The following is a 17,628-nucleotide window of genomic DNA, read 5'->3' on the forward strand; positions in this document are numbered from 1 at the left end:
TTCGCGCCCTCCTTCCGTTTGGAGACTGCAGTGACCCCCGACCGCACCGACGCGAACCCCGACGAGAACGCCGAACACGGCGTCCTCGACGAGAGCGGGAACCTCGATACCGCCAGCATCACGATCCTCGGTGGGCACATCGCTCAGGTCAACGTCGACCTGCCTGTGGCCGGCGACGACGACCTCGACGACGACGTGATCGAAGACGAGATCCCCATCGACGACCCCGGTCGTCCCCTCCTCGATGCCCCGCACGAGCGTCGTTCCGACAAGGGCGACCGCGAGATCGCCCACGTGCACCACGTCGAATCGCTTCCCACCGGCGACATCATCCTCGAGCCCCACGACGAGCCCGACGCGTCGACCTCCGGCGACGAGAACCATGACGTGCAGGATGCGGAGCTCGTCGACGACGAGCACGGCGCCGACGCCCCGCAGGTCTGGGACGCCGGCCATGTCGAGCACGCGCAGGCTGACGACGCGGAACACGAGACTCCGCACACCGAGCACGCCGAGTCCGACGACCGTGCGCACGCGGAGGCTCCGCAGGCCGAGTCCCACGTCGAACCCCCGGAGGCGCCGCACGCCGAGGCGTACGACGCCGAGCACGCTGACGCGCACGCCACCGGGCACGCCGACGCAGACGGAGCCGAGCACGTCGACCAGGTCCCCGAGCCGGACGCCCACGACGGAGCCGAGTCGTTCGCGACCGGGACGGACTCCGCCCACGACGCCCGGCACGGACACGGTGACGACGACACGGCCTACGATCTCCGCGAAGTGGCCATCACGTCCGCGCACGCAGATGCGCCGGACGACGTCCGTGCCTCCGACCTCCACGACGCCGAGATCGTCGACGACGTCGAGCTGTTCGAGGCCGACGCCGCTGACCCCGACGACATGCCCGGGGTCGGCGTGACCGACGCGGCGGAACCGGAGAGCGCGCACGGCCTCGACGGCGCCCCCGAACACTCGGACGACACCCTCGAGGTGCGGGATACCGCGGCGGCCGGCACAGCCCTGACCCACGCGCCGTGGATCCCTGTCTCCGATCGCCCCCGCACCGATGACGACGACGCCGTATCCGCGCCCGCGGATGAGACGGACGAGCCCGCGAGCGGGTCGGCGACGGCCCCGGAGGAGGACGACGTGGCATCCGAGAACGACATGCCCGACACCGAGGCGACGGCATCGTCGGGCGCGGGGCCCTCCGCGACGACGGACGCCGCGTCGCAGCCCACCGGCGCCCCGGGCACCGGCCCCGTCTCCACCCCGGCGGGGGAGACCCCGGCGAACGGTGACGCCCCCGCGCCGACCACCGCGTCCACGACCGGTCCCGTCGCGGCCGCGTCCGACGCGACGCCGGCGACGGGGCCCGTGCCCGCCACCCGCGCCGAGCGTGCGGCGACGGGCGCCATCGGCACCCTCCCGCTCACGCGCCGCGGCGCGCACCAGGCCGACGAGGCCGCGCGCGCCGCCGACGAGGCCGCGCGCGTCGACCGTGCGCACGCGATGGAACGCGTCCGCACGCCCGCGCCCGACGTCACACTGACCTCGAAGCGCATCGGACAGATCGACGACTCCCGCGAGAGCTCCGATCTGCTCACCGCCGACCGTCTGCTCGACCCGCGCCAGATCTCCAAGCCCGAGCCCGAGGGACTGTGGCAGCAGCTCGTCTACTCGGTCTCGGGTCATCGCATCAATCTCGGCGACGGGCGCCGTGCCCGTGACCGAAAGGACCTCGACCAGCGCATCGCGGCGCCTCTCACCGGGGGCGCGCGCTTCGTACCGGTTCTGTCGCGCAAGGGCGGAGTGGGTAAGACCACCGTCACGTCGCTGCTGGGGATGGCCCTCGCCGATGCACGCGACGACCGCATCATCGCCGTCGACGCCAACCCCGACCGCGGGACGCTCGCCGACCGGGTGGGCCGGCCGAACGGTCGCACCGTCCGCGATCTCGTGCGCTCCCATGACGAGGTCGCCGGTTATCACGACGTCTCCTCGATCGTGGCCCGCGACGCCACGCGCCTCGACGTGCTGGCATCCGACGCCGATCCGCGGGTGTCGGAGGCGTTCAGCGACGACGACTACCGACGCGTCGCCGACGTGGCCGCGCACTACTACTCCATCGTGTTGACCGACACCGGCACGGGCATCGTGCACTCGGTGATGGGCGCGACACTCGAACTCGCCCACACGGTCGTCATCGTCGCGGGGCTGTCGGTCGATGAGGCCCGACTCGCGTCCGAGACCCTCACCTGGCTCGAGACCAACGGGTACGCCGCGCGCGTACGCGATGCCGTCGTCGTCCTGAACAACTCGCGGCCGGGCACCCCCCTCGTGCGCGAGAGCGAACTCGAGGCGCACTTCCGCTCACGGGTGCGCACCGTCATCCGGATGCCGTACGACGCACGCATCGCCGCCGGCAGTGCGATCACCTTCCGCGACCTGCAGCCTTCCACGCGGCAGGCGGCGCGCGAGCTCGCGGCGGCAGTGGTCGAGGGACTGCGTTCCCCGGTGGCCGCCGCATGACCGTACGTCCGATCCGCGTGTTCGGCGACCCGGTTCTGCGCGCCGTCAGCGCGCCCATCGACCAGATCGACGACGGCGTCCGAGCCCTCGTACAGGATCTGATCGACACCGTCGAACTGCCCGGTCGCGCGGGCGTCGCCGCCCCTCAGATCGGCGTGGGCCTGCGGGCGTTCAGCTACAACATCGACGGCTACGTCGGGTACGTGCTCAACCCCGTGCTCGTCGAGACGCGCGGCGAGCCGGAGGCGGTGGGGGAGGGATGCCTCTCGGTCCCGGGTCTCTGGCACGATGCCATCCGCTACCCGTGGGCGAAGGTCGTGGGGATGGACCTGGACGGCGCCGAGGTGGTGCTCGAGGGCGAGGGACTGCTGGCGCAGGCTCTGCAGCACGAGACCGACCACCTCGACGGCATGCTCTACCTCTCGCGCCTGCCCGCCGACACGCGCCGCGAGGCGATGCGCCAGGTGCGCGAGAGCGACTGGTTCTGACCCTCGCGAGACCGCATTCCCCTGGTGTGGGCGTCAGTCCCGTCTCGCGTTGAGTGCTCGAGGCTGTGCGCGTCGCGGAGGACTCGCGTCGTCGCCGTGACGGACGACGGCCCGGTCCTCCGAAGGGGCCGGGCCGTTCTTCGCGACCGGAGTCAGGGGAGCGAGACGTTGGTCGTGTTCACCGGCACGGCGTAGAGGTCTTCGATGGCCTCGGCGTGGTCGGACACGATGACGTTGCGCTTGATGCTCATCTTGGGCGTCAGGTGCCCGCTGGCCTCGGTCCACTCCGTGGGGAGGATCGTGAACTTGCGGATCGACTCCGCGCGCGACACGCGGGTGTTGGCGCGGTCGACGGCGCCCTGCACCTCGGCGCGCACCTTCTCGTTCTCGGCCGCGTCGGCGAGCGACATGTCGGAGGGGAGGCCGTTGTTGGCGAGCCACGTCGGCAGCATCTCGGTGTCGAGGGTCACCAGCGCCGCGATGAAGGGTTTGTGGTCTCCGACCACCACGACCTGTCCGACGATCGGGTTGGCTCGGATCGGATCCTCGAGGGCGGCGGGGGCGACGTTCTTGCCTCCGGCGGTGACGATGATCTCCTTCTTGCGACCCGTGATCGTGAGGAACCCGTCGCCGTCGAAGGCTCCGATGTCGCCGGTCTTGAACCACTCGCCGTCGAAGGCCTCGGCTGTGGCCTCGGGGTTCTGCCAGTACTCGCGGAAGACGTTGATGCCGCGCACCTGGATCTCGCCGTCGTCGGCGAGTCGCACGCCCACGCCCGGCAGGACGGGGCCCACGGTGCCGATCTTGGACTTGGTGGCCAGGTTGACCGTGGCGGGGGCGGTGGTCTCGGTGAGGCCGTACCCCTCGAGGATGACGACGCCGAGGCTGCGGAAGAAGTGACCCAGACGTGGGCCGAGCGGGGCCGACCCCGACACCGCGTACACGACGCGGCCACCCATGGCATCCCGGAGCTTCGAGTAGACGAGCTTGTCGAAGAGCGCGAACGTGAGCTTGAGCCCGAGCGGGATCTTCTTGCCCTCCTGCAGGCGCTGCGAGTGCTCGATCGCGGCGTCGGCCGCGGCGCGGAAGATCTTGCCCTTGCCGCCCGCCTCGGCCTTCTGCTCGGCGGAATTGTAGACCTTCTCGAACACGCGCGGTACGGCGAGGAGGAAGGTGGGCTGGAACGAGCCGAGCGCGGGAAGGAGTTGCTTCGTGTCGGGCTGGTGGCCCGTCTTCACCCCGGCGTGCACGTTCAACAGCGAGATGAAGCGTGCGAAGACGTGAGCCGTCGTGATGAAGAGCAGCGTGGAGGCGCCTTCCGTCTCGACGACCTCGTGCAGGGCCTTGGCGGAGTTGCGCGCCAGCTCCACGAAGTTGCTGTGCACCAGCACGCAGCCCTTGGGGCGACCGGTCGAGCCCGAGGTGTAGATGAGGGTCGCGACGTCCGACGCCTTCGCGAGGTGGCGGCGCCGCTCGATCTCTTCGTCGGTGATGTGCGTGCCCCCCGCCACGAGCCTGTCCAGGTCGCCCGCGTGCATCGCCCACACCTCGCGCACGAGGGGGACGTCGCTGCGCACCTCGTCGAGCCGCTCGGCATGGTCGGCCGATTCGAGCACGACGGCGACGGCGCCCGAATCCGCCAGGATCCACGAGATCTGCGCGGGGGAGCTCGTCTCGTACACCGGCACCATCACGGCGCCGGCGTAGAACAGCGCGAAGTCCACGAGCGTCCAGTCGTACGTGGTACGTGCGATGAAAGCGACCTTCTCACCCGGCTGCACCCCCGCGGCGACGAACCCCTTCGCCAGGACGATGACCTGCCTCTCGAACTCGGCGGCGGTCACGTCGCGCCATCCGCCGGCGTCGGGGACGGCGAAGAGGGGGCGGTCGGGGGTCGCCCGGACGCGGTCGGCCAGCAGGTCGGACGCGTTGGCATCCGGATCTGCGGGGACGATGAGGGGAAGGTCGAACTGGATCACGGTAACTCCTTCGGCACCGGAAAGAACGTCGAGCGGTGCGTCGAGTCTATCCGCACGGTTTCCGGCGACACCGGGACGCGGCGTCCCGCGCCGCGCACGCGGCATGGCTAGACTTCACCGGGCCGAGCCGCTCGGTCGGCCCGGAAGGGAGCGCGGTGCACAACGTCGGCATCGACATCGGGGGCACGAAGATCGCGGGAGGCGTCGTCGACGACGACGGCACCATCATCGAGAAGCTCCGCGTCGACACCCCCATCGACCCCGCCGCCCTCGTGGATGCCGTGGTCGACATGGCCGACCACCTGCGGCGCGCGCACGACATTCACGCGATCGGCGTCGCGGCGGCGGGCTTCATCAGCCTCGACCGCAGCACGGTCATCTACGCCCCCAACATCGACTGGCGCGACGAACCACTGCGCGCCCGCCTCGAGCAGCGTCTCGACGCGCCCGTCACGATCGAGAACGACGCCAACGCCGCCGGCTGGGGCGAGTACCGCTTCGGGGCCGGTCGCGGCGTGCACGACATGGTCATGCTGACCATGGGCACCGGTGTCGGGGGCGCCGTCGTCAGCGGCGGCGAACTCTTCCGCGGTGGACACGGCATCGGCGGCGAACTCGGCCACATGCGCTTCGTGCGCGGCGGTCACCCCTGCGGATGCGGGCAGAACGGATGCCTGGAGCAGTACGCCTCGGGCCGCGCGCTGCAGCGCGAGGCGAACGCGATCGCCGACGAGGGCGGCATCGGCGCGGCCCTCGCCGCGATCCGCGAAGAGAAGGGCGCCATCCCCGGGCCCGCCGTCTCGCGGCTCGTGCTCGCGGGCGACCCGGGTGCGGTCGAGGCCCTCCGCCGCGTCGCCACCGCCCTCGGTGAGGCGTGCGGCGGCTTCCAGGCCGTCCTCGATCCCGAGCTGTTCGTCATCGGCGGCGGCGTCGCACAGCTGGGTGCCGACCTGCTCGCCCCGGTGAAGCTCGCGTACGAGACGTCGCTGCCGGGGTACGGTGAACGTCCGGTCGCCGAGTTCGCCATCGCACGTCTGGGCAACGACGCCGGCCTGATCGGGGTCGCCGACCTCGCCGGGAAGGAGCGCTGACGATGTTCTACTGGCTGATGAAGTACGTGGTCATCGGGCCCGTCATCAAGGCCGTCTTCCGCCCGTGGATGGTGGGGCGGCGCAACATCCCGGCCGAGGGGGCGGCGATCCTCGCCAGCAACCATCTGTCGTTCTCCGACTCGATCTTCCTGCCGCTCATGATCGACCGCCGGATGGCGTTCCTCGCCAAGAGCGATTACTTCACCGGCAAGGGCATCAAGGGCTGGGCGACGAGGATGTTCTTCACCGCGACGGGTCAGCTGCCCATCGACCGGTCCGGCGGCAAGGCGTCGGAGGCTTCGCTCAACACGGGCCTCGGCGTGCTCGGTCGCGGTGAGCTCCTCGGCATCTATCCGGAGGGCACCCGCAGCCCCGACGGCACGCTCTACCGCGGCCGCACCGGGATCGCCCGAATGGCGCTCGAGGCGCGCGTGCCGGTCGTGCCCGTCGTCATGGTCGACACCGGCGCCGTGATGCCGATCGGTCAGCGCCTGCCCCGGGTCGGGCGGGTCGGCATCGTCATCGGCGAACCGTTGGACTTCTCGCGGTTCGAGGGCATGGAGGGTGATCGTTACGTCCTGCGTTCGGTCACCGACGAGATCATGGTGGCGCTCCAGCGCCTCGGCGAGCAGCGTTACGAAGACGTCTACGCCTCGACCGTGAAGGACCGTCTGGCCACCGCGCAGGCGGCAAAGGCGCCGGCGTCCCGCCACTAGACTTCAGGGGTGAATCAGCAGCTCCACGACCTCGACCACTGGCGATCCCTGCCCATCAAGCAGCAGCCCCAGTGGTATGACGAGGGCGCGGTGGCCGCGGCATCCGCAGAGCTGGCGACCCTCCCGCCGCTGGTCTTCGCCGGCGAGGTCGACAACCTCCGCGACCGTCTCGCGCGCGCCGCCGCAGGTCAAGCGTTCCTCCTGCAGGGCGGTGATTGCGCCGAGACGTTCGCCGGCGCGACCGCCGAGCAGATCCGCAACCGCATCAAGACGGTGCTCCAGATGGCGGTCGTGCTCACGTACGGCGCCTCGATGCCCGTGGTGAAGATGGGCCGCATGGCCGGGCAGTTCGCCAAGCCGCGCTCGAGCGACGTCGAGACGCGCGGCGACGTGACGTTGCCCGCCTACCGCGGCGACATCGTCAACGGCTACGACTTCACCGAGGCGTCGCGCCGGGCCGATCCCGCGCGACTGCTCAAGGGCTACCACACGGCGGCCTCGACCCTGAACCTCATCCGCGCCTTCACGCAGGGCGGGTTCGCCGACCTCCGCGAAGTCCACAGCTGGAACAAGGGCTTCGCGAGCACGCCGGCCAACCAGGCCTACGAGGCGATGGCGACCGAGATCGACCGGGCCATCAAGTTCATGGAGGCCGCCGGCGCGAACTTCGACGAGCTGACCCGCGTGGAGTTCTACACCGGTCACGAGGGCCTGCTCATGGACTACGAGCGCCCCATGACGCGGATCGACTCGCGCACGGGCCTCGCGTACAACACCTCGTCGCACTTCCAGTGGATCGGAGAGCGCACGCGCGAGCTCGACGGCGCGCACGTCGACTACTTCTCGAAGATCCGAAACCCCATCGGCGTCAAGCTCGGTCCCACGACCACGCCCGAGACGGCGCTCGCGCTCATCGACAAGCTCGACCCCGAGCGGGAGCCGGGCCGGTTGACGTTCATCACGCGCATGGGGGCCGGCAAGATCCGCGACGCCCTGCCGCCGCTCCTCGAGGCCGTCCGCGACTCGGGTGCCGTGCCCCTGTGGGTCACCGACCCGATGCACGGCAACGGGATCACCACGCCCACCGGCTACAAGACGCGTCGCTTCGACGACGTCGTCGACGAGGTGCGCGGGTTCTTCGAGGCGCACCGCTCGGTGGGGACGCACCCCGGCGGCATCCACGTCGAACTCACCGGTGACGATGTGACCGAGTGCCTGGGCGGCTCGGAGCAGATCGACGAGGCCACCCTCGCGACCCGCTACGAGAGCCTTTGCGACCCGCGCCTGAACCACCGCCAGAGCCTCGAGCTGGCCTTCCTCGTGGCCGAGGAGCTCGAGAAGCGCTGACCGGCGCCGCCGTCTCGCCGACGCCCCCGATCCGCTGCGGTCGGGGGCGTCGTCGTCCGAGCGGCAGCGCCCTCCACGGGCCGAGGGAGGCGCGCGAGCGGGGCCCCGACGGCGCCCGCTACAGCGTCGGCGTCAAGGTGATGGTGCTGCCCTTGGGGGCGGTCTCGCCCGCCTTGGGGTTCGTGGCCCGCACCTTGTAGATGTCCCAGTACGTGAAGCCGAGCGGCAGTGTGCCGTCGTCGATACCCGCGTTCACCTCGAACCCGAGTCCCTCCAGCGCCGTCACGGCTTCGCGGATGGTCATGCCCACGACGTTCCCGGGGATCTCGACCGGCTCCGGCCCGATCGAGACGATCAGCGGCACGGTGTCACCGGGGCGCCAGTTGCCGTCGCCGTCGCGATCGCCGATGCCGATGACGATCCCGGACGCCACGCTGTCGCTGTACCGCTCCGAGATCGAGGTGGCGAGGCCGGCCTCGTCGAGCGTGCGCTCGGCGCGCGACTGCGATTCGCCCGAGACGTCGGGGAGGGGGCCGAGCGAGACGACGAGAGATGCCGCGTCGCCCTCGTAGACGGTGCAGCCGTCGGTGCAGCCGATCGCGTCGCCGCCGGATCGCGGGATGACGGATGCCGCCAGCACGGTGCCGTCGCCGGCGTCCGAGAACTCCCTCGTCGGGTCGCCCATGCCGACGAACGCGGCCTCGAAGATGCCGTTGACCTCGTCGGCGCTCTTGCCGGCGAGGGCGGGGATCTGGTGCGTGGCGGGGCCGACGGAGACGAACACGGTCACGAGCGTGTCCTTGTCGAGTCGCTCGCCCGGTGCGGGGTCGGATCCCACCGTGGTGCCCGCGGGGATGTCTCGGTCGTTGACCTCCTGCGCCTGCGCGCGTAGCTGATTGGTGGCCAGCAGCGTCTCGGCGTCGGCGAAACTCCGCTGGGACACGTCGGGGACGGCCACGAGCGAGCCCGGGCCCGAGCCGAAGTACCACCCGGTACCCGCCGCGCCGACGGCCAGCAGCAGCACGAGCACGAGCGTCCAGACGCCCCGGGTCGTCCGGCGGCGGGTGCGCGTGCGCAGGCGCGCGGCGTTGTCGGGCTCCTCGGTGGTGGCCACGGGCAGTGACGCGGTCTGGGGGAGCACCTTGGTGAGCTCGCGCGACTCGGCGGCGCTGGCGGCCCCGGTGGTGCCCACGGCGACCGCCCGTGCGACCTGGGGAGCGAGCCCCAGTTCTTTCTCGACCGCGCGCAGGCGCTCCAGCATCGTGCCGGCGTCGAGCGGGCGGTCATCGGGCCGCCGCTCGGTGGCCCAGAGCACGAGCTCGTCGAGCTGTTCGGGCACCGACGGGTTCTTCACGCTCGGGCGGGGGACCGAGTCGGTCGCGTGCTGATACGCGATCTGCATGGGCTGCTCGCCCTTGTAGGGCTGCTCGCCGGTGAGCATCTCGTAGAGCATGATGCCGAGCGAGTAGATGTCGCTGCGGGCGTCGGCGGTGCCGCGGGTGACGAGTTCGGGCGCGAGGTAGGCGATGGTGCCCATGAGTTGCGCGCCGCTGGCGGTGTTCGCGGTCGTCGCCCGGGCGAGGCCGAAGTCGCCGATCTTGATACGGCCGTCCTCGGCGAGCAGCACGTTCTCGGGTTTCACGTCGCGGTGCACGATGCCGGCGCGGTGGGCGGCGGAGAGCCCCGACAGGATGGCATCCATGATCGTCAGGGTCTGATCGATGGTGAGACGTCGGTGCTCGCGCAGGAGTTCGCGCAGCGTGATGCCGGGGAGGTACTCCATGACCAGGTAGGCCATCTCGCCGTCCTGGCCCTGGTCGAACACGTTCACCACGTGCGGATCGCTCAGGCGCGCGGCAGAGCGGGCCTCCTGGATGAACCGGCTCTGGAAGACGGTGTCGTCACTGAGGTGGCCGTGCATGACCTTCAGCGCCACCCGACGCTCGAGTCGCAGGTCGGTGGCGACGTACACGGTCGCCATGCCGCCGCGCGCGATGCGCGCGCGCACCCGATATCGGCCGTCGACGAGACGGCCGATCAGCGGGTCTGCCTGCTGACTCGTGCTCACGTGTCGAGTCTACGGAGCGGCCCCTGTGAGCCCGGGCAACGGCTCACCGTGGGCCGCGACTCAGCCCAGGACCGCGAGCCACGTGGTCGCGGGTTGCTCCCACTGCGCGTACCGGTCGGGGTAGGCCGAGATCTGCACGGCCTGCGCGGCATCGGCGTAGGGCATCTGCTCCCAGCCGGGGATGTCGAGCAGCCCCCGCGTCGCGTAGCCGTTGGGGTCGGACGGGCCGCCGTAGAACACGCGCGTCGCGCGGTCGGGGTCGCGGATCTGCTCGGGCGTGCCCCAGCCCATGCTCGGACGCTGCTGGAAGAGACCGAGCGAGTCGCGGTCACCCCAGTCGAGGTTGCGCAGCCACGACTCCTGCATCGCGGTGCCGAGGGCGATCCGGATGCCGTGGTCGGAGACGCCGAGTTCCCGTCCGATGCGGATGATCAACCGGGCGTTGTCGGACTGCTCGGCGTCGAGGCCGGGGGCGGTGACCGCGGCGACGGCGGCCGGAGCTGCGGCGGGAGCACCGGAGGGGATCTGCAGCACGTCGCCGGGGTAGATGATCGAGGCGCGGGTGAGGCCGTTCGCGCTGAGGACCGCGTCGAGCGACACGCCGTTGGCGCCGGCGATCGCCGAGATGGTGTCGCCGGGCTGCACCTCGTGCGTCACCGCCGCGGGCGCCGGGGCCGGGGCGGGAGCGGGTGCGGGCGGGGCGGGAGCGGCGGGCGCGCCGCCCAGGACGAGCACCTGGCCGGGCCGGATGACGCTGTCGGGGCCGAGTCCGTTCGCCGCCTGCACCGAGGCGACGTCGGTGCCGTTCGCGCGGGCGATGGCCCACACGGTGTCACCGGGTTGCACGGTGTAGGTGACGGCACCGGTCGCGGCGGTGAGCACCGGGAGCATCTTCAGCGGTGCGGTCGGCAGGGAGCTCAGGGGCGGAGCGGGGGGTGCCGCGTGCGCCGCGCCCTCTCCGGCGAGGCTGAGGGCGATGGTGCCCGCCACGGCGGCGGGCCAGGCCGCGACCACGCGTCGGGTCGTCGGCGGAGCGGGAAGGGGGAGTCGTCGCATGGTGGGGGGATTTCCGTTCGTCAGACTGCCCGCCACGCTCGCATGCCGCGATACGGATGTCAACGTGTGAGGCGCATGTGACACGTGTGACAGACGTGACGGATGCCTTGCCGCGGCGTCCCGTGGGCGGAGGGTGAGATAGTTGCACCGTGACCGAGACGACCCGTTACGAAACCGACTGGCTGACGATCCCCGACCTCGTGGAGCTCCTCGACGAGCCCCTCGGCCGCGTGCGTCGATTCATCGACGAGGACTACCTCGTCGGATCCCGCCGTGACGGTGTGTTCAAGGTGCCCGCGGCGTTCCTCGCCGAGGGTCGGCCGCTGCCGGCGCTGCGCGGGACGATCATCGTGCTGCACGACGTCGGGTTCGACCCCGACGAGACCATCGACTGGTTGCTCACGCCGGAGCCGACCATCGGCGTGGCTCCCATCGAGGCACTGCGCGCGGGTCGCAAGAGCGAGGTACGCCGGGTCGCCGCGACTCTGGCCTGAGTCGTCGCGGCTCGCGAGCCGGCCAGGCGAGCGGTGCGTCGAGGTATCGGAGCCGGTGGCGTCCGTTCAGGCCGCGCGATCGGTGGCCGCCCGGGCGAGCGCCCGGAGCTCCTCCACCGCATCGGCCCGCAGCGGCGCCTCGGTCAGCGCGAGGTCGGCCCGACGGGCGTAGTGGGCGATGAGCTCCTCGGTGCGGGCGAGCGCGCCGCTGTCGACGATGGTGCGCTGGAGGATGCCGATCTGCTCGGCATCCAGAGCCGGGTCGCCCAGCCGCCGGTCGATCGCCTGACGCTCCTGCGGTGAGACGGCTTCGCGGGCGTAGGCCACCAGCACGGTGCGTTTGCCCTCGCGCAGGTCGTCGCCCACGGGCTTGCCCGTCACGGCGGTGTCGCCGAAGACGCCCAGAACGTCGTCGCGCAGCTGGAACGCCATGCCCACGTCGTGGCCGAAGCGACCGAGCGCGTCGCTCTGCGCGTGGGCGGCGCCGCCGAGCGCCGCACCGATCTGCAGGGGCTGCTGGATGCTGTAGCGCGCCGACTTGTACGACGCCACCCGCAGCGCCCGCTCGGCGTGCGTGTCGTCGGGGTGGACGGTGTACGCGGACTCCTCCGCGACGTCGAGGAACTGACCGATGGTCACGTCGCGGCGCATCTGCGCGTACGCCCGTCGGGTCGCGTCGGCGGTGGGGGAGCCGCGCAGGCCCTCCTCGAGCAGGTCGTCACTCCAGGCGACCAGCAGGTCGCCGAGCAGGATCGCACCCGACCGCCCGAACGTGTCGGCGTCGCCCGTCCACCCCGACTCGCGGTGCGCGCTCTGCAGGGCGCGGTGCGCTGCGGGTTGTCCGCGACGGGTGTCGGAATTGTCGACGAGGTCGTCGTGCACGAGGGCGGCCGCGTGGAAGATCTCGAGCGAGGTGGCGACGGCCAGGGCGGCGTCGTCGAAGCCGGTCGGGGACGGGCGTACGGCCCCCCACCCGGTGAGGCAGAAACGCGCGCGCAGACGTTTTCCGCCGCGGAGCGCGGAGGCGCCGGAACGCGTGAGCATCTCGGCCTCGGGACCGAGAGCGGCGGCGTACAATAGCTGTTCGGTGAGGAAGTTGTCGAGTCGCTGGGAAACAGCTTCGATCGGTTCCGGCGAGGTCGGCACGGGCCTAGCCTAGTGATCCTCGCCCCACGTAGAATCGACCACACCGAAGAATAGAGGGGGATGCATGCCACTCTCCGAACAGGAGCAGCGTCTGCTGGATGAGATGGAGCGCCATCTCATGAGTAACGACACGGACGTCGTCACTGCCCCCAGTCGCGCCCTGAGCTACCGCAACATCGTCCTCGGCTCGATCCTGGTGCTCGCCGGGCTCGGCGCTTTGGTGGTGGGCGTGTCGATCGGCTTCAATACGGGCTTCCTCGGCATCGCGATCGGTGTGCTCGGCTTCCTCCTGATGGTGGGCGGCGTGATCTTCGCGGTGACCCCGACCCGCGGTTCGGTCGCCGCGGCCCCCCCCGCGGGAGCATCCGGCGCCGCCAAGCCCCACGGCGCACGAGGCTCGGGTTCGTCGTTCATGGACCGCATGAACGAGCGGTGGGACCGCCGCCACGAGGGGCAGTAACCCTCCACAGTTTTCGTGAAGCACCGGCTCTTCGGAGCCGGTGCTTCTTCGTGCGCCCGGGGAGTGGCATCCGATGTCGCGCCCTTGCGGGCAGGATCCCTCCTTTTTCCTCCACGCGCGGCCTCGCGCTGCCGTCGACTGCGCCGAGAACCGCGTCGTTCCGGGCATCTTGCGCGCCGCAGCGAGGAGCAGCCGGCACCGTACACGCCGCCGATCCTCCACGGAAGATCCAGCTTTCGATAGCTAAGTGGAGGCCAGTGGAGTAAAGTGGAGAAAACTTCGCAGGCCGGACGAAGGGGGTGGACGCCCGAATGCTGCTCGGCACGCACACTCCCAAGCTCGATGACAAGGGGCGCGTCATCCTGCCCGCGAAGTTCCGCGACGATCTCGGCGCCGGAGTGGTGATCACCCGGGGGCAGGACCGATGCCTCTACGTGTTCAGCACCGAGGAGTTCGAGCGCGTGCACGAGCGGATCCGCGAGGCTCCGCTCAGCAACAAGCAGGCCCGCGACTTCCTGCGCATGTTCCTCTCGGGGGCCAGCGCCGAGAAGCCCGACAGTCAGAACCGCATCACCGTCCCCCCGGCCCTGCGCAGCTACGCCGGTCTCGGTCGCGAGCTCGTGGTCACCGGCGTCGGCGCCCATGCCGAGATCTGGGACGCCGAGGCCTGGAACGCCTACGCCGAGAGCAACGAAGACACGTACGCCGAGATGGAGCAGGAGGTGATCCCGGGATTGTTCTGACCCTCCGGCTGTGATTCCCAGCCGCACGCCCTGACGCACTTCCCCGGCGCCAGGTCGATGCGGATGGGGATCAGAGCCGAAGGATCGGACCCCGTCATCATGGACATCCGCGACATCCACACCCCCGTCCTGCTCGAGCGTTGCGCCGAGCTGCTCGGGCCCGCGCTGCGAAAGCCCGGCGCCGTGTTCGTCGACGGCACGCTCGGCATGGGAGGTCACTCCGAGGCCTTCCTCGAGCGCTTCCCCGAGGCCCGCCTCATCGGCCTCGACCGCGACACCGACGCCCTGCGCATCGCGGGGGAGCGGCTCGCGCGTTTCGGCGACCGCGTGACCCTCGTGCACACCGTCTACGACGGGATCGCCGAGGCCGTGGCCTCCGCCGGCGTCGACAAGGTCGACGGCATCCTGTTCGACCTCGGGGTGTCCTCGCTTCAGCTCGACGAGGCCTCCCGCGGTTTCGCCTACGCGCAGGACGCCCCCCTCGACATGCGCATGGACCAGACCACCGGCGTCACCGCCGCCCAGGTGCTCGCCACGTACGGCGAGGGCGACCTGCGCCGGATCTTCGAGCGCTACGGCGAAGAGAAGCTCGCCGGGCGCTATGCCCGCGCGATCATCGCGGCCCGGGCGGCGGCGCCGCTGGAGCGCTCGGCCGAGCTCGTCGCGGTGCTGCAGGCGGCGACGCCGGCCGCCGTGCTGCGCGAGCGTCACCCGGCCAAGCGCGTCTTCCAGGCCCTGCGCATCGAGGTCAACGCCGAGCTGTCGGTGCTCGAGCGCACGATCCCCGCCGCCCTCGGTGTGCTGGGCGTCGGCGGACGCATCGTCGTGCTGTCATACCAGTCGCTGGAGGACCGTCTGGTCAAGCGCGTGTTCGCGGCGGCGTCCACCTCGACCGCTCCTCGGGGACTGCCCGTGGAGCTGCCCGAGCACGCGCCGACGTTCCGGCTGCTCGTGCGCGGCGCCGAGCTCGCGAGCGACGAAGAGCGCGCGACCAACCCCCGTGCCACCCCCGTGCGACTGCGCGCGGCCGAGAGGATCCAGGAGGACGTATGAGTGCATCCCCGGCCATCGACCCCCGGGTCGTCGACGATTTCCTCCCCGACTTCCCGACGCCCGTCCGCGAGCGCCGTCTCACCGTCGTCCCCGCCCCCGCCCGTCGGCGGGTACCGCGGAGGCTGTTCGGCATCATCGCCGTCTCGGGCGCCGTGGTGATCGTCCTCGCGCAGATGGGGCTCAGCATCCTCACGACGCAGAGCTCGTTCGAGATCGCTTCGCTCACGCAGCAGCAGCGCGACCTGACCTACCAGAAGCAGATCCTCTTCGATGAGACGGCGGGCCTCAACTCCCCGCAGTACCTGGCCGCCAACGCCGCGGCCCTCGGCATGGTCATCGATGAGTCTCCGACCTACATGCGTCTGAGCGACGGCGCGGTCGTCGGCTCCGACAAGCCGGCCGACACGACGTCGTCGGTGGATGCCAAGGGCCGCGGCTCGGTCGGCAACTCCCTCATCGCGGGTGTGCCGCTGGTCACCGATCCGGCGGCTGCGACGACCGAGACGGGCGGCACGGCCCCCGAGGCGGCGACCACGGCCCCGGCCGAGGCGACGACCCCCGACACCGGATCCGCGACACCCCCGCCGATCAGCGACGGTCTGCCCACTCCCGCGACACGATGAGAGCCATGACGACAGCCACCTCCCGGTCCCCGCGGCGTCGCACCGTCATCGCCCTCGCCGTGGTGTTGATCGTGCTCGTCGCCTTCGTGGTGCGACTGATCGACATCCAGGTCGTGAACGCCCGCGAGCACGTCGACGACTCGCTCTCGATGGGACTGCAGTCCTCGCGCACGCTGTACGCCTCGCGCGGGCCCATCGTCGACGCGAACGGCACGCCGCTGGCGACGAGCATCAACCGCTACGACGTGCAGATCGACCCGTCCCTCGCCGTCGACGGTGTGACCACCTACGACGACGACGACAACGAGGTCACGACCCCGTGGCCCGAGCTCGCCGGGCGCATCGCCTCGGTGCTCGGTCAGGACGCGCGAGACGTGCAGAAGATCGTCACAGATGCCGTGGCCGACAACCCCGAGTCGCAGTACGCCGTGATCGCGAAGGGTGTGTCCACCGAGCAGTACCGGGCTCTCGCCGACCTCGGGCTGCCGTTCCTCAGCTTCCCCCCGCAGGCGGGTCGGGTGTACCCCGACGGCGCCGTCGGCGGCAACCTCCTCGGTTTCGTCGGTAGCGATGGTCAGGCCCTCGCGGGCCTAGAGTCGGCGGACGACTCGTGCCTGGCATCCACCAACGGCAAGGTCGTCTTCCAGCAGAGCCTGCACGGCGTGGTGCTCCCGGGCACCCAGGTCGTCACCCAGCCCGCCGTCGACGGTGGCACCCTCCAGCTCACGATCGACCGCGACCTGCAGTGGTACCTCGGTCAGCTCATCGCCGAACAGGTGCAGAACACCGGGTCGCTGCGCGGCACGATCACGGTCGTCGAGGCCAAGACCGGCAAGATCCGGGCGCTGGCGGAGTACCCCACGGTCGACCCCAACGACCCCACCGCGACGCCGGAGACCGACCGCGGAAGCGCCGCCTTCGGAGACCCGAACGAGCCCGGATCGACGATGAAGGCCATCACGGCGGCCATCGGGCTCGACAGCGGTTCCTTCACCTCCGGCACCACCGTCACGGCGTCGTCGCGCGAGGAGTTCGCCGACGGTGCGCGCGTCTCCGATTCGTTCGCACACCCCGAGAACCGCTACACCCTCACGGGCGTGCTCATCGACTCCTCGAACGTCGGCATCTCGAAGTTCGGCGACATGATCCCGCTGGACACCCGTATCTCGTACCTCGAGAATTTCGGGCTGACCCAGCCGACGGCCGTCGGCTTCCCCGGCGAGTCCTCCGGCATCCTGCGCGATCCCGCGGGGTGGGACAAGCAGACCTTCTACAACACCACGTTCGGACAGGGCCTCGCCGTCACGGTGCCGCAGCTGGCGGGGGCGTACCAGACCATCGCCAACGGGGGAGTGCGCATGCCGCTGACCCTCGTCGAGGGCTGCACCGCGGCCGACGGCACGGTCACCGACGTGCCCGACGCCCAGGGCGAGCGGGTCGTGTCGGAGCAGGCGGCCGACACGGTCTCGCAGATGCTCGAGAACGTCGCGACCCAGGGCACGCTCGCCGACCAGGTGGCGATCCCCGGGTACCGCGTGGCGATCAAGACCGGTACCGGCGAGAAGACCGACCCGGTGACGGGCGCCTACAAGTCCGACGCGTACTTCACCACGATGATCGGTTTCGCCCCCGCCGACGACCCCGAGTACGTCGTGGAGGTCAACCTCGACGAACCGCGGACGGTAAAATCGTCCGCGGCCACCGCGCCCGCGTTCCAGAAGGCCCTGACGCAGGTCCTCAAGACCTACCGGGTCATCCCCTCCGGAACCACGACCCCCGAACTGCCCAAGTTCGGCTGAGACACCCGCACACCGGTCTCGTCTCGGTAACGA

15 protein-coding genes are annotated in these 17,628 nt (G+C 70.8%); 11 read left to right on the top strand and 4 right to left on the bottom strand.

Features of this window, described 5'->3' with window-relative positions:
• The first annotated feature begins 30 nt into the window (after nucleotides 1-30).
• Nucleotides 31-2,532: a nucleotide-binding protein gene (locus tag QRO03_RS13120; protein WP_285137937.1), complete on the top strand. Its 2,502-nt coding sequence runs from the start codon at nucleotides 31-33 to the stop codon at nucleotides 2,530-2,532.
• Nucleotides 2,529-3,020: a peptide deformylase gene (locus QRO03_RS13125; protein ID WP_285137938.1), complete on the top strand. Its 492-nt coding sequence runs from the start codon at nucleotides 2,529-2,531 to the stop codon at nucleotides 3,018-3,020. Before QRO03_RS13120 ends, QRO03_RS13125 begins: the two co-directional genes overlap by 4 nt.
• A gap of 152 nt (nucleotides 3,021-3,172) precedes the next feature.
• Here the strand turns inward: QRO03_RS13125 and QRO03_RS13130 are convergent, their stop codons facing one another.
• Entirely contained in the window at nucleotides 3,173-4,999 is a 1,827-nt protein-coding gene (locus QRO03_RS13130; RefSeq protein ID WP_285137939.1) for an AMP-dependent synthetase/ligase, read from the bottom strand.
• 155 nt (nucleotides 5,000-5,154) lie between these two features.
• Here QRO03_RS13130 and QRO03_RS13135 point away from each other — a divergent pair, with 155 nt between their 5' ends.
• The 3 genes from QRO03_RS13135 to QRO03_RS13145 are packed head-to-tail and all read left to right on the top strand — an operon-like array spanning nucleotide 5,155 to nucleotide 8,153.
• Complete coding sequence (locus tag QRO03_RS13135) at nucleotides 5,155-6,090, top strand: ROK family glucokinase (RefSeq protein WP_285137940.1); 936 nt, start codon at nucleotides 5,155-5,157, stop codon at nucleotides 6,088-6,090.
• A gap of 2 nt (nucleotides 6,091-6,092) precedes the next feature.
• Complete coding sequence (locus tag QRO03_RS13140; protein WP_285137941.1) at nucleotides 6,093-6,806, top strand: lysophospholipid acyltransferase family protein; 714 nt, start codon at nucleotides 6,093-6,095, stop codon at nucleotides 6,804-6,806.
• 9 nt (nucleotides 6,807-6,815) lie between these two features.
• Nucleotides 6,816-8,153 (top strand): class II 3-deoxy-7-phosphoheptulonate synthase, encoded by a 1,338-nt coding sequence (locus QRO03_RS13145; protein ID WP_243222654.1) that lies wholly within the window; start codon nucleotides 6,816-6,818, stop codon nucleotides 8,151-8,153.
• 118 nt (nucleotides 8,154-8,271) lie between these two features.
• Here QRO03_RS13145 and pknB read toward each other — a convergent pair whose 3' ends face one another.
• Nucleotides 8,272-10,221 (bottom strand): Stk1 family PASTA domain-containing Ser/Thr kinase, encoded by a 1,950-nt coding sequence (gene pknB, locus QRO03_RS13150; protein WP_285137942.1) that lies wholly within the window; start codon nucleotides 10,219-10,221, stop codon nucleotides 8,272-8,274.
• Nucleotides 10,222-10,281: 60 nt separating this feature from the next.
• Nucleotides 10,282-11,277, bottom strand: coding sequence for a LysM peptidoglycan-binding domain-containing protein (locus tag QRO03_RS13155; RefSeq protein WP_285137943.1), 996 nt, complete (start codon nucleotides 11,275-11,277; stop codon nucleotides 10,282-10,284).
• A gap of 149 nt (nucleotides 11,278-11,426) precedes the next feature.
• On the opposite strand from QRO03_RS13155, the gene QRO03_RS13160 reads away from it, so the two are divergent.
• Entirely contained in the window at nucleotides 11,427-11,771 is a 345-nt protein-coding gene (locus QRO03_RS13160) for an Rv2175c family DNA-binding protein (protein WP_285137944.1), read from the top strand.
• A 66-nt stretch (nucleotides 11,772-11,837) separates the two neighbouring features.
• Here the strand turns inward: QRO03_RS13160 and QRO03_RS13165 are convergent, their stop codons facing one another.
• Nucleotides 11,838-12,917: a polyprenyl synthetase family protein gene (locus QRO03_RS13165; RefSeq protein WP_285137945.1), complete on the bottom strand. Its 1,080-nt coding sequence runs from the start codon at nucleotides 12,915-12,917 to the stop codon at nucleotides 11,838-11,840.
• A 64-nt stretch (nucleotides 12,918-12,981) separates the two neighbouring features.
• Between QRO03_RS13165 and QRO03_RS13170 the strand changes: the two genes are divergently transcribed.
• From QRO03_RS13170 to QRO03_RS13190, 5 genes are all read left to right on the top strand, one after another.
• A complete protein-coding gene (locus QRO03_RS13170; protein ID WP_285137946.1) occupies nucleotides 12,982-13,377 on the top strand; it encodes an SCO2097 family morphological protein in 396 nt (131 codons plus the stop codon).
• Nucleotides 13,378-13,688: 311 nt separating this feature from the next.
• Nucleotides 13,689-14,120 (top strand): division/cell wall cluster transcriptional repressor MraZ, encoded by a 432-nt coding sequence (gene mraZ, locus QRO03_RS13175; protein ID WP_055957500.1) that lies wholly within the window; start codon nucleotides 13,689-13,691, stop codon nucleotides 14,118-14,120.
• 99 nt (nucleotides 14,121-14,219) lie between these two features.
• Complete coding sequence (rsmH, locus tag QRO03_RS13180) at nucleotides 14,220-15,173, top strand: 16S rRNA (cytosine(1402)-N(4))-methyltransferase RsmH (RefSeq protein WP_285137947.1); 954 nt, start codon at nucleotides 14,220-14,222, stop codon at nucleotides 15,171-15,173.
• Nucleotides 15,170-15,796: a cell division protein FtsL gene (gene ftsL / locus QRO03_RS13185; protein ID WP_285137948.1), complete on the top strand. Its 627-nt coding sequence runs from the start codon at nucleotides 15,170-15,172 to the stop codon at nucleotides 15,794-15,796. Before rsmH ends, ftsL begins: the two co-directional genes overlap by 4 nt.
• Before the next feature lie 5 nt (nucleotides 15,797-15,801).
• Nucleotides 15,802-17,595, top strand: a complete 1,794-nt coding sequence (locus QRO03_RS13190; RefSeq protein ID WP_285137949.1) for a peptidoglycan D,D-transpeptidase FtsI family protein — start codon at nucleotides 15,802-15,804, stop codon at nucleotides 17,593-17,595.
• Nucleotides 17,596-17,628 lie beyond the last annotated feature (33 nt).

It is taken from the genome of Microbacterium sp. lyk4-40-TSB-66 (assembly GCF_030209475.1).
Taxonomy (GTDB): Bacteria; Actinomycetota; Actinomycetes; order Actinomycetales; family Microbacteriaceae; genus Microbacterium.

What these genes read in the sequence shown, in the direction of transcription:
- QRO03_RS13125 (WP_285137938.1), top strand. Translation starts at nt 2,529, where the DNA reads ATGACCGTACGTCCGATCCGCGTGTTCGGCGACCCGGTTCTGCGCGCC.
- QRO03_RS13140 (WP_285137941.1), top strand. Translation starts at nt 6,093, where the DNA reads ATGTTCTACTGGCTGATGAAGTACGTGGTCATCGGGCCCGTCATCAAG.
- QRO03_RS13155 (WP_285137943.1), bottom strand. Translation starts at nt 11,277, where the DNA reads ATGCGACGACTCCCCCTTCCCGCTCCGCCGACGACCCGACGCGTGGTC.
- QRO03_RS13170 (WP_285137946.1), top strand. Translation starts at nt 12,982, where the DNA reads ATGCCACTCTCCGAACAGGAGCAGCGTCTGCTGGATGAGATGGAGCGC.
- mraZ (WP_055957500.1), top strand. Translation starts at nt 13,689, where the DNA reads ATGCTGCTCGGCACGCACACTCCCAAGCTCGATGACAAGGGGCGCGTC.
- rsmH (WP_285137947.1), top strand. Translation starts at nt 14,220, where the DNA reads ATGGACATCCGCGACATCCACACCCCCGTCCTGCTCGAGCGTTGCGCC.
- ftsL (WP_285137948.1), top strand. Translation starts at nt 15,170, where the DNA reads ATGAGTGCATCCCCGGCCATCGACCCCCGGGTCGTCGACGATTTCCTC.
- QRO03_RS13190 (WP_285137949.1), top strand. Translation starts at nt 15,802, where the DNA reads ATGACGACAGCCACCTCCCGGTCCCCGCGGCGTCGCACCGTCATCGCC.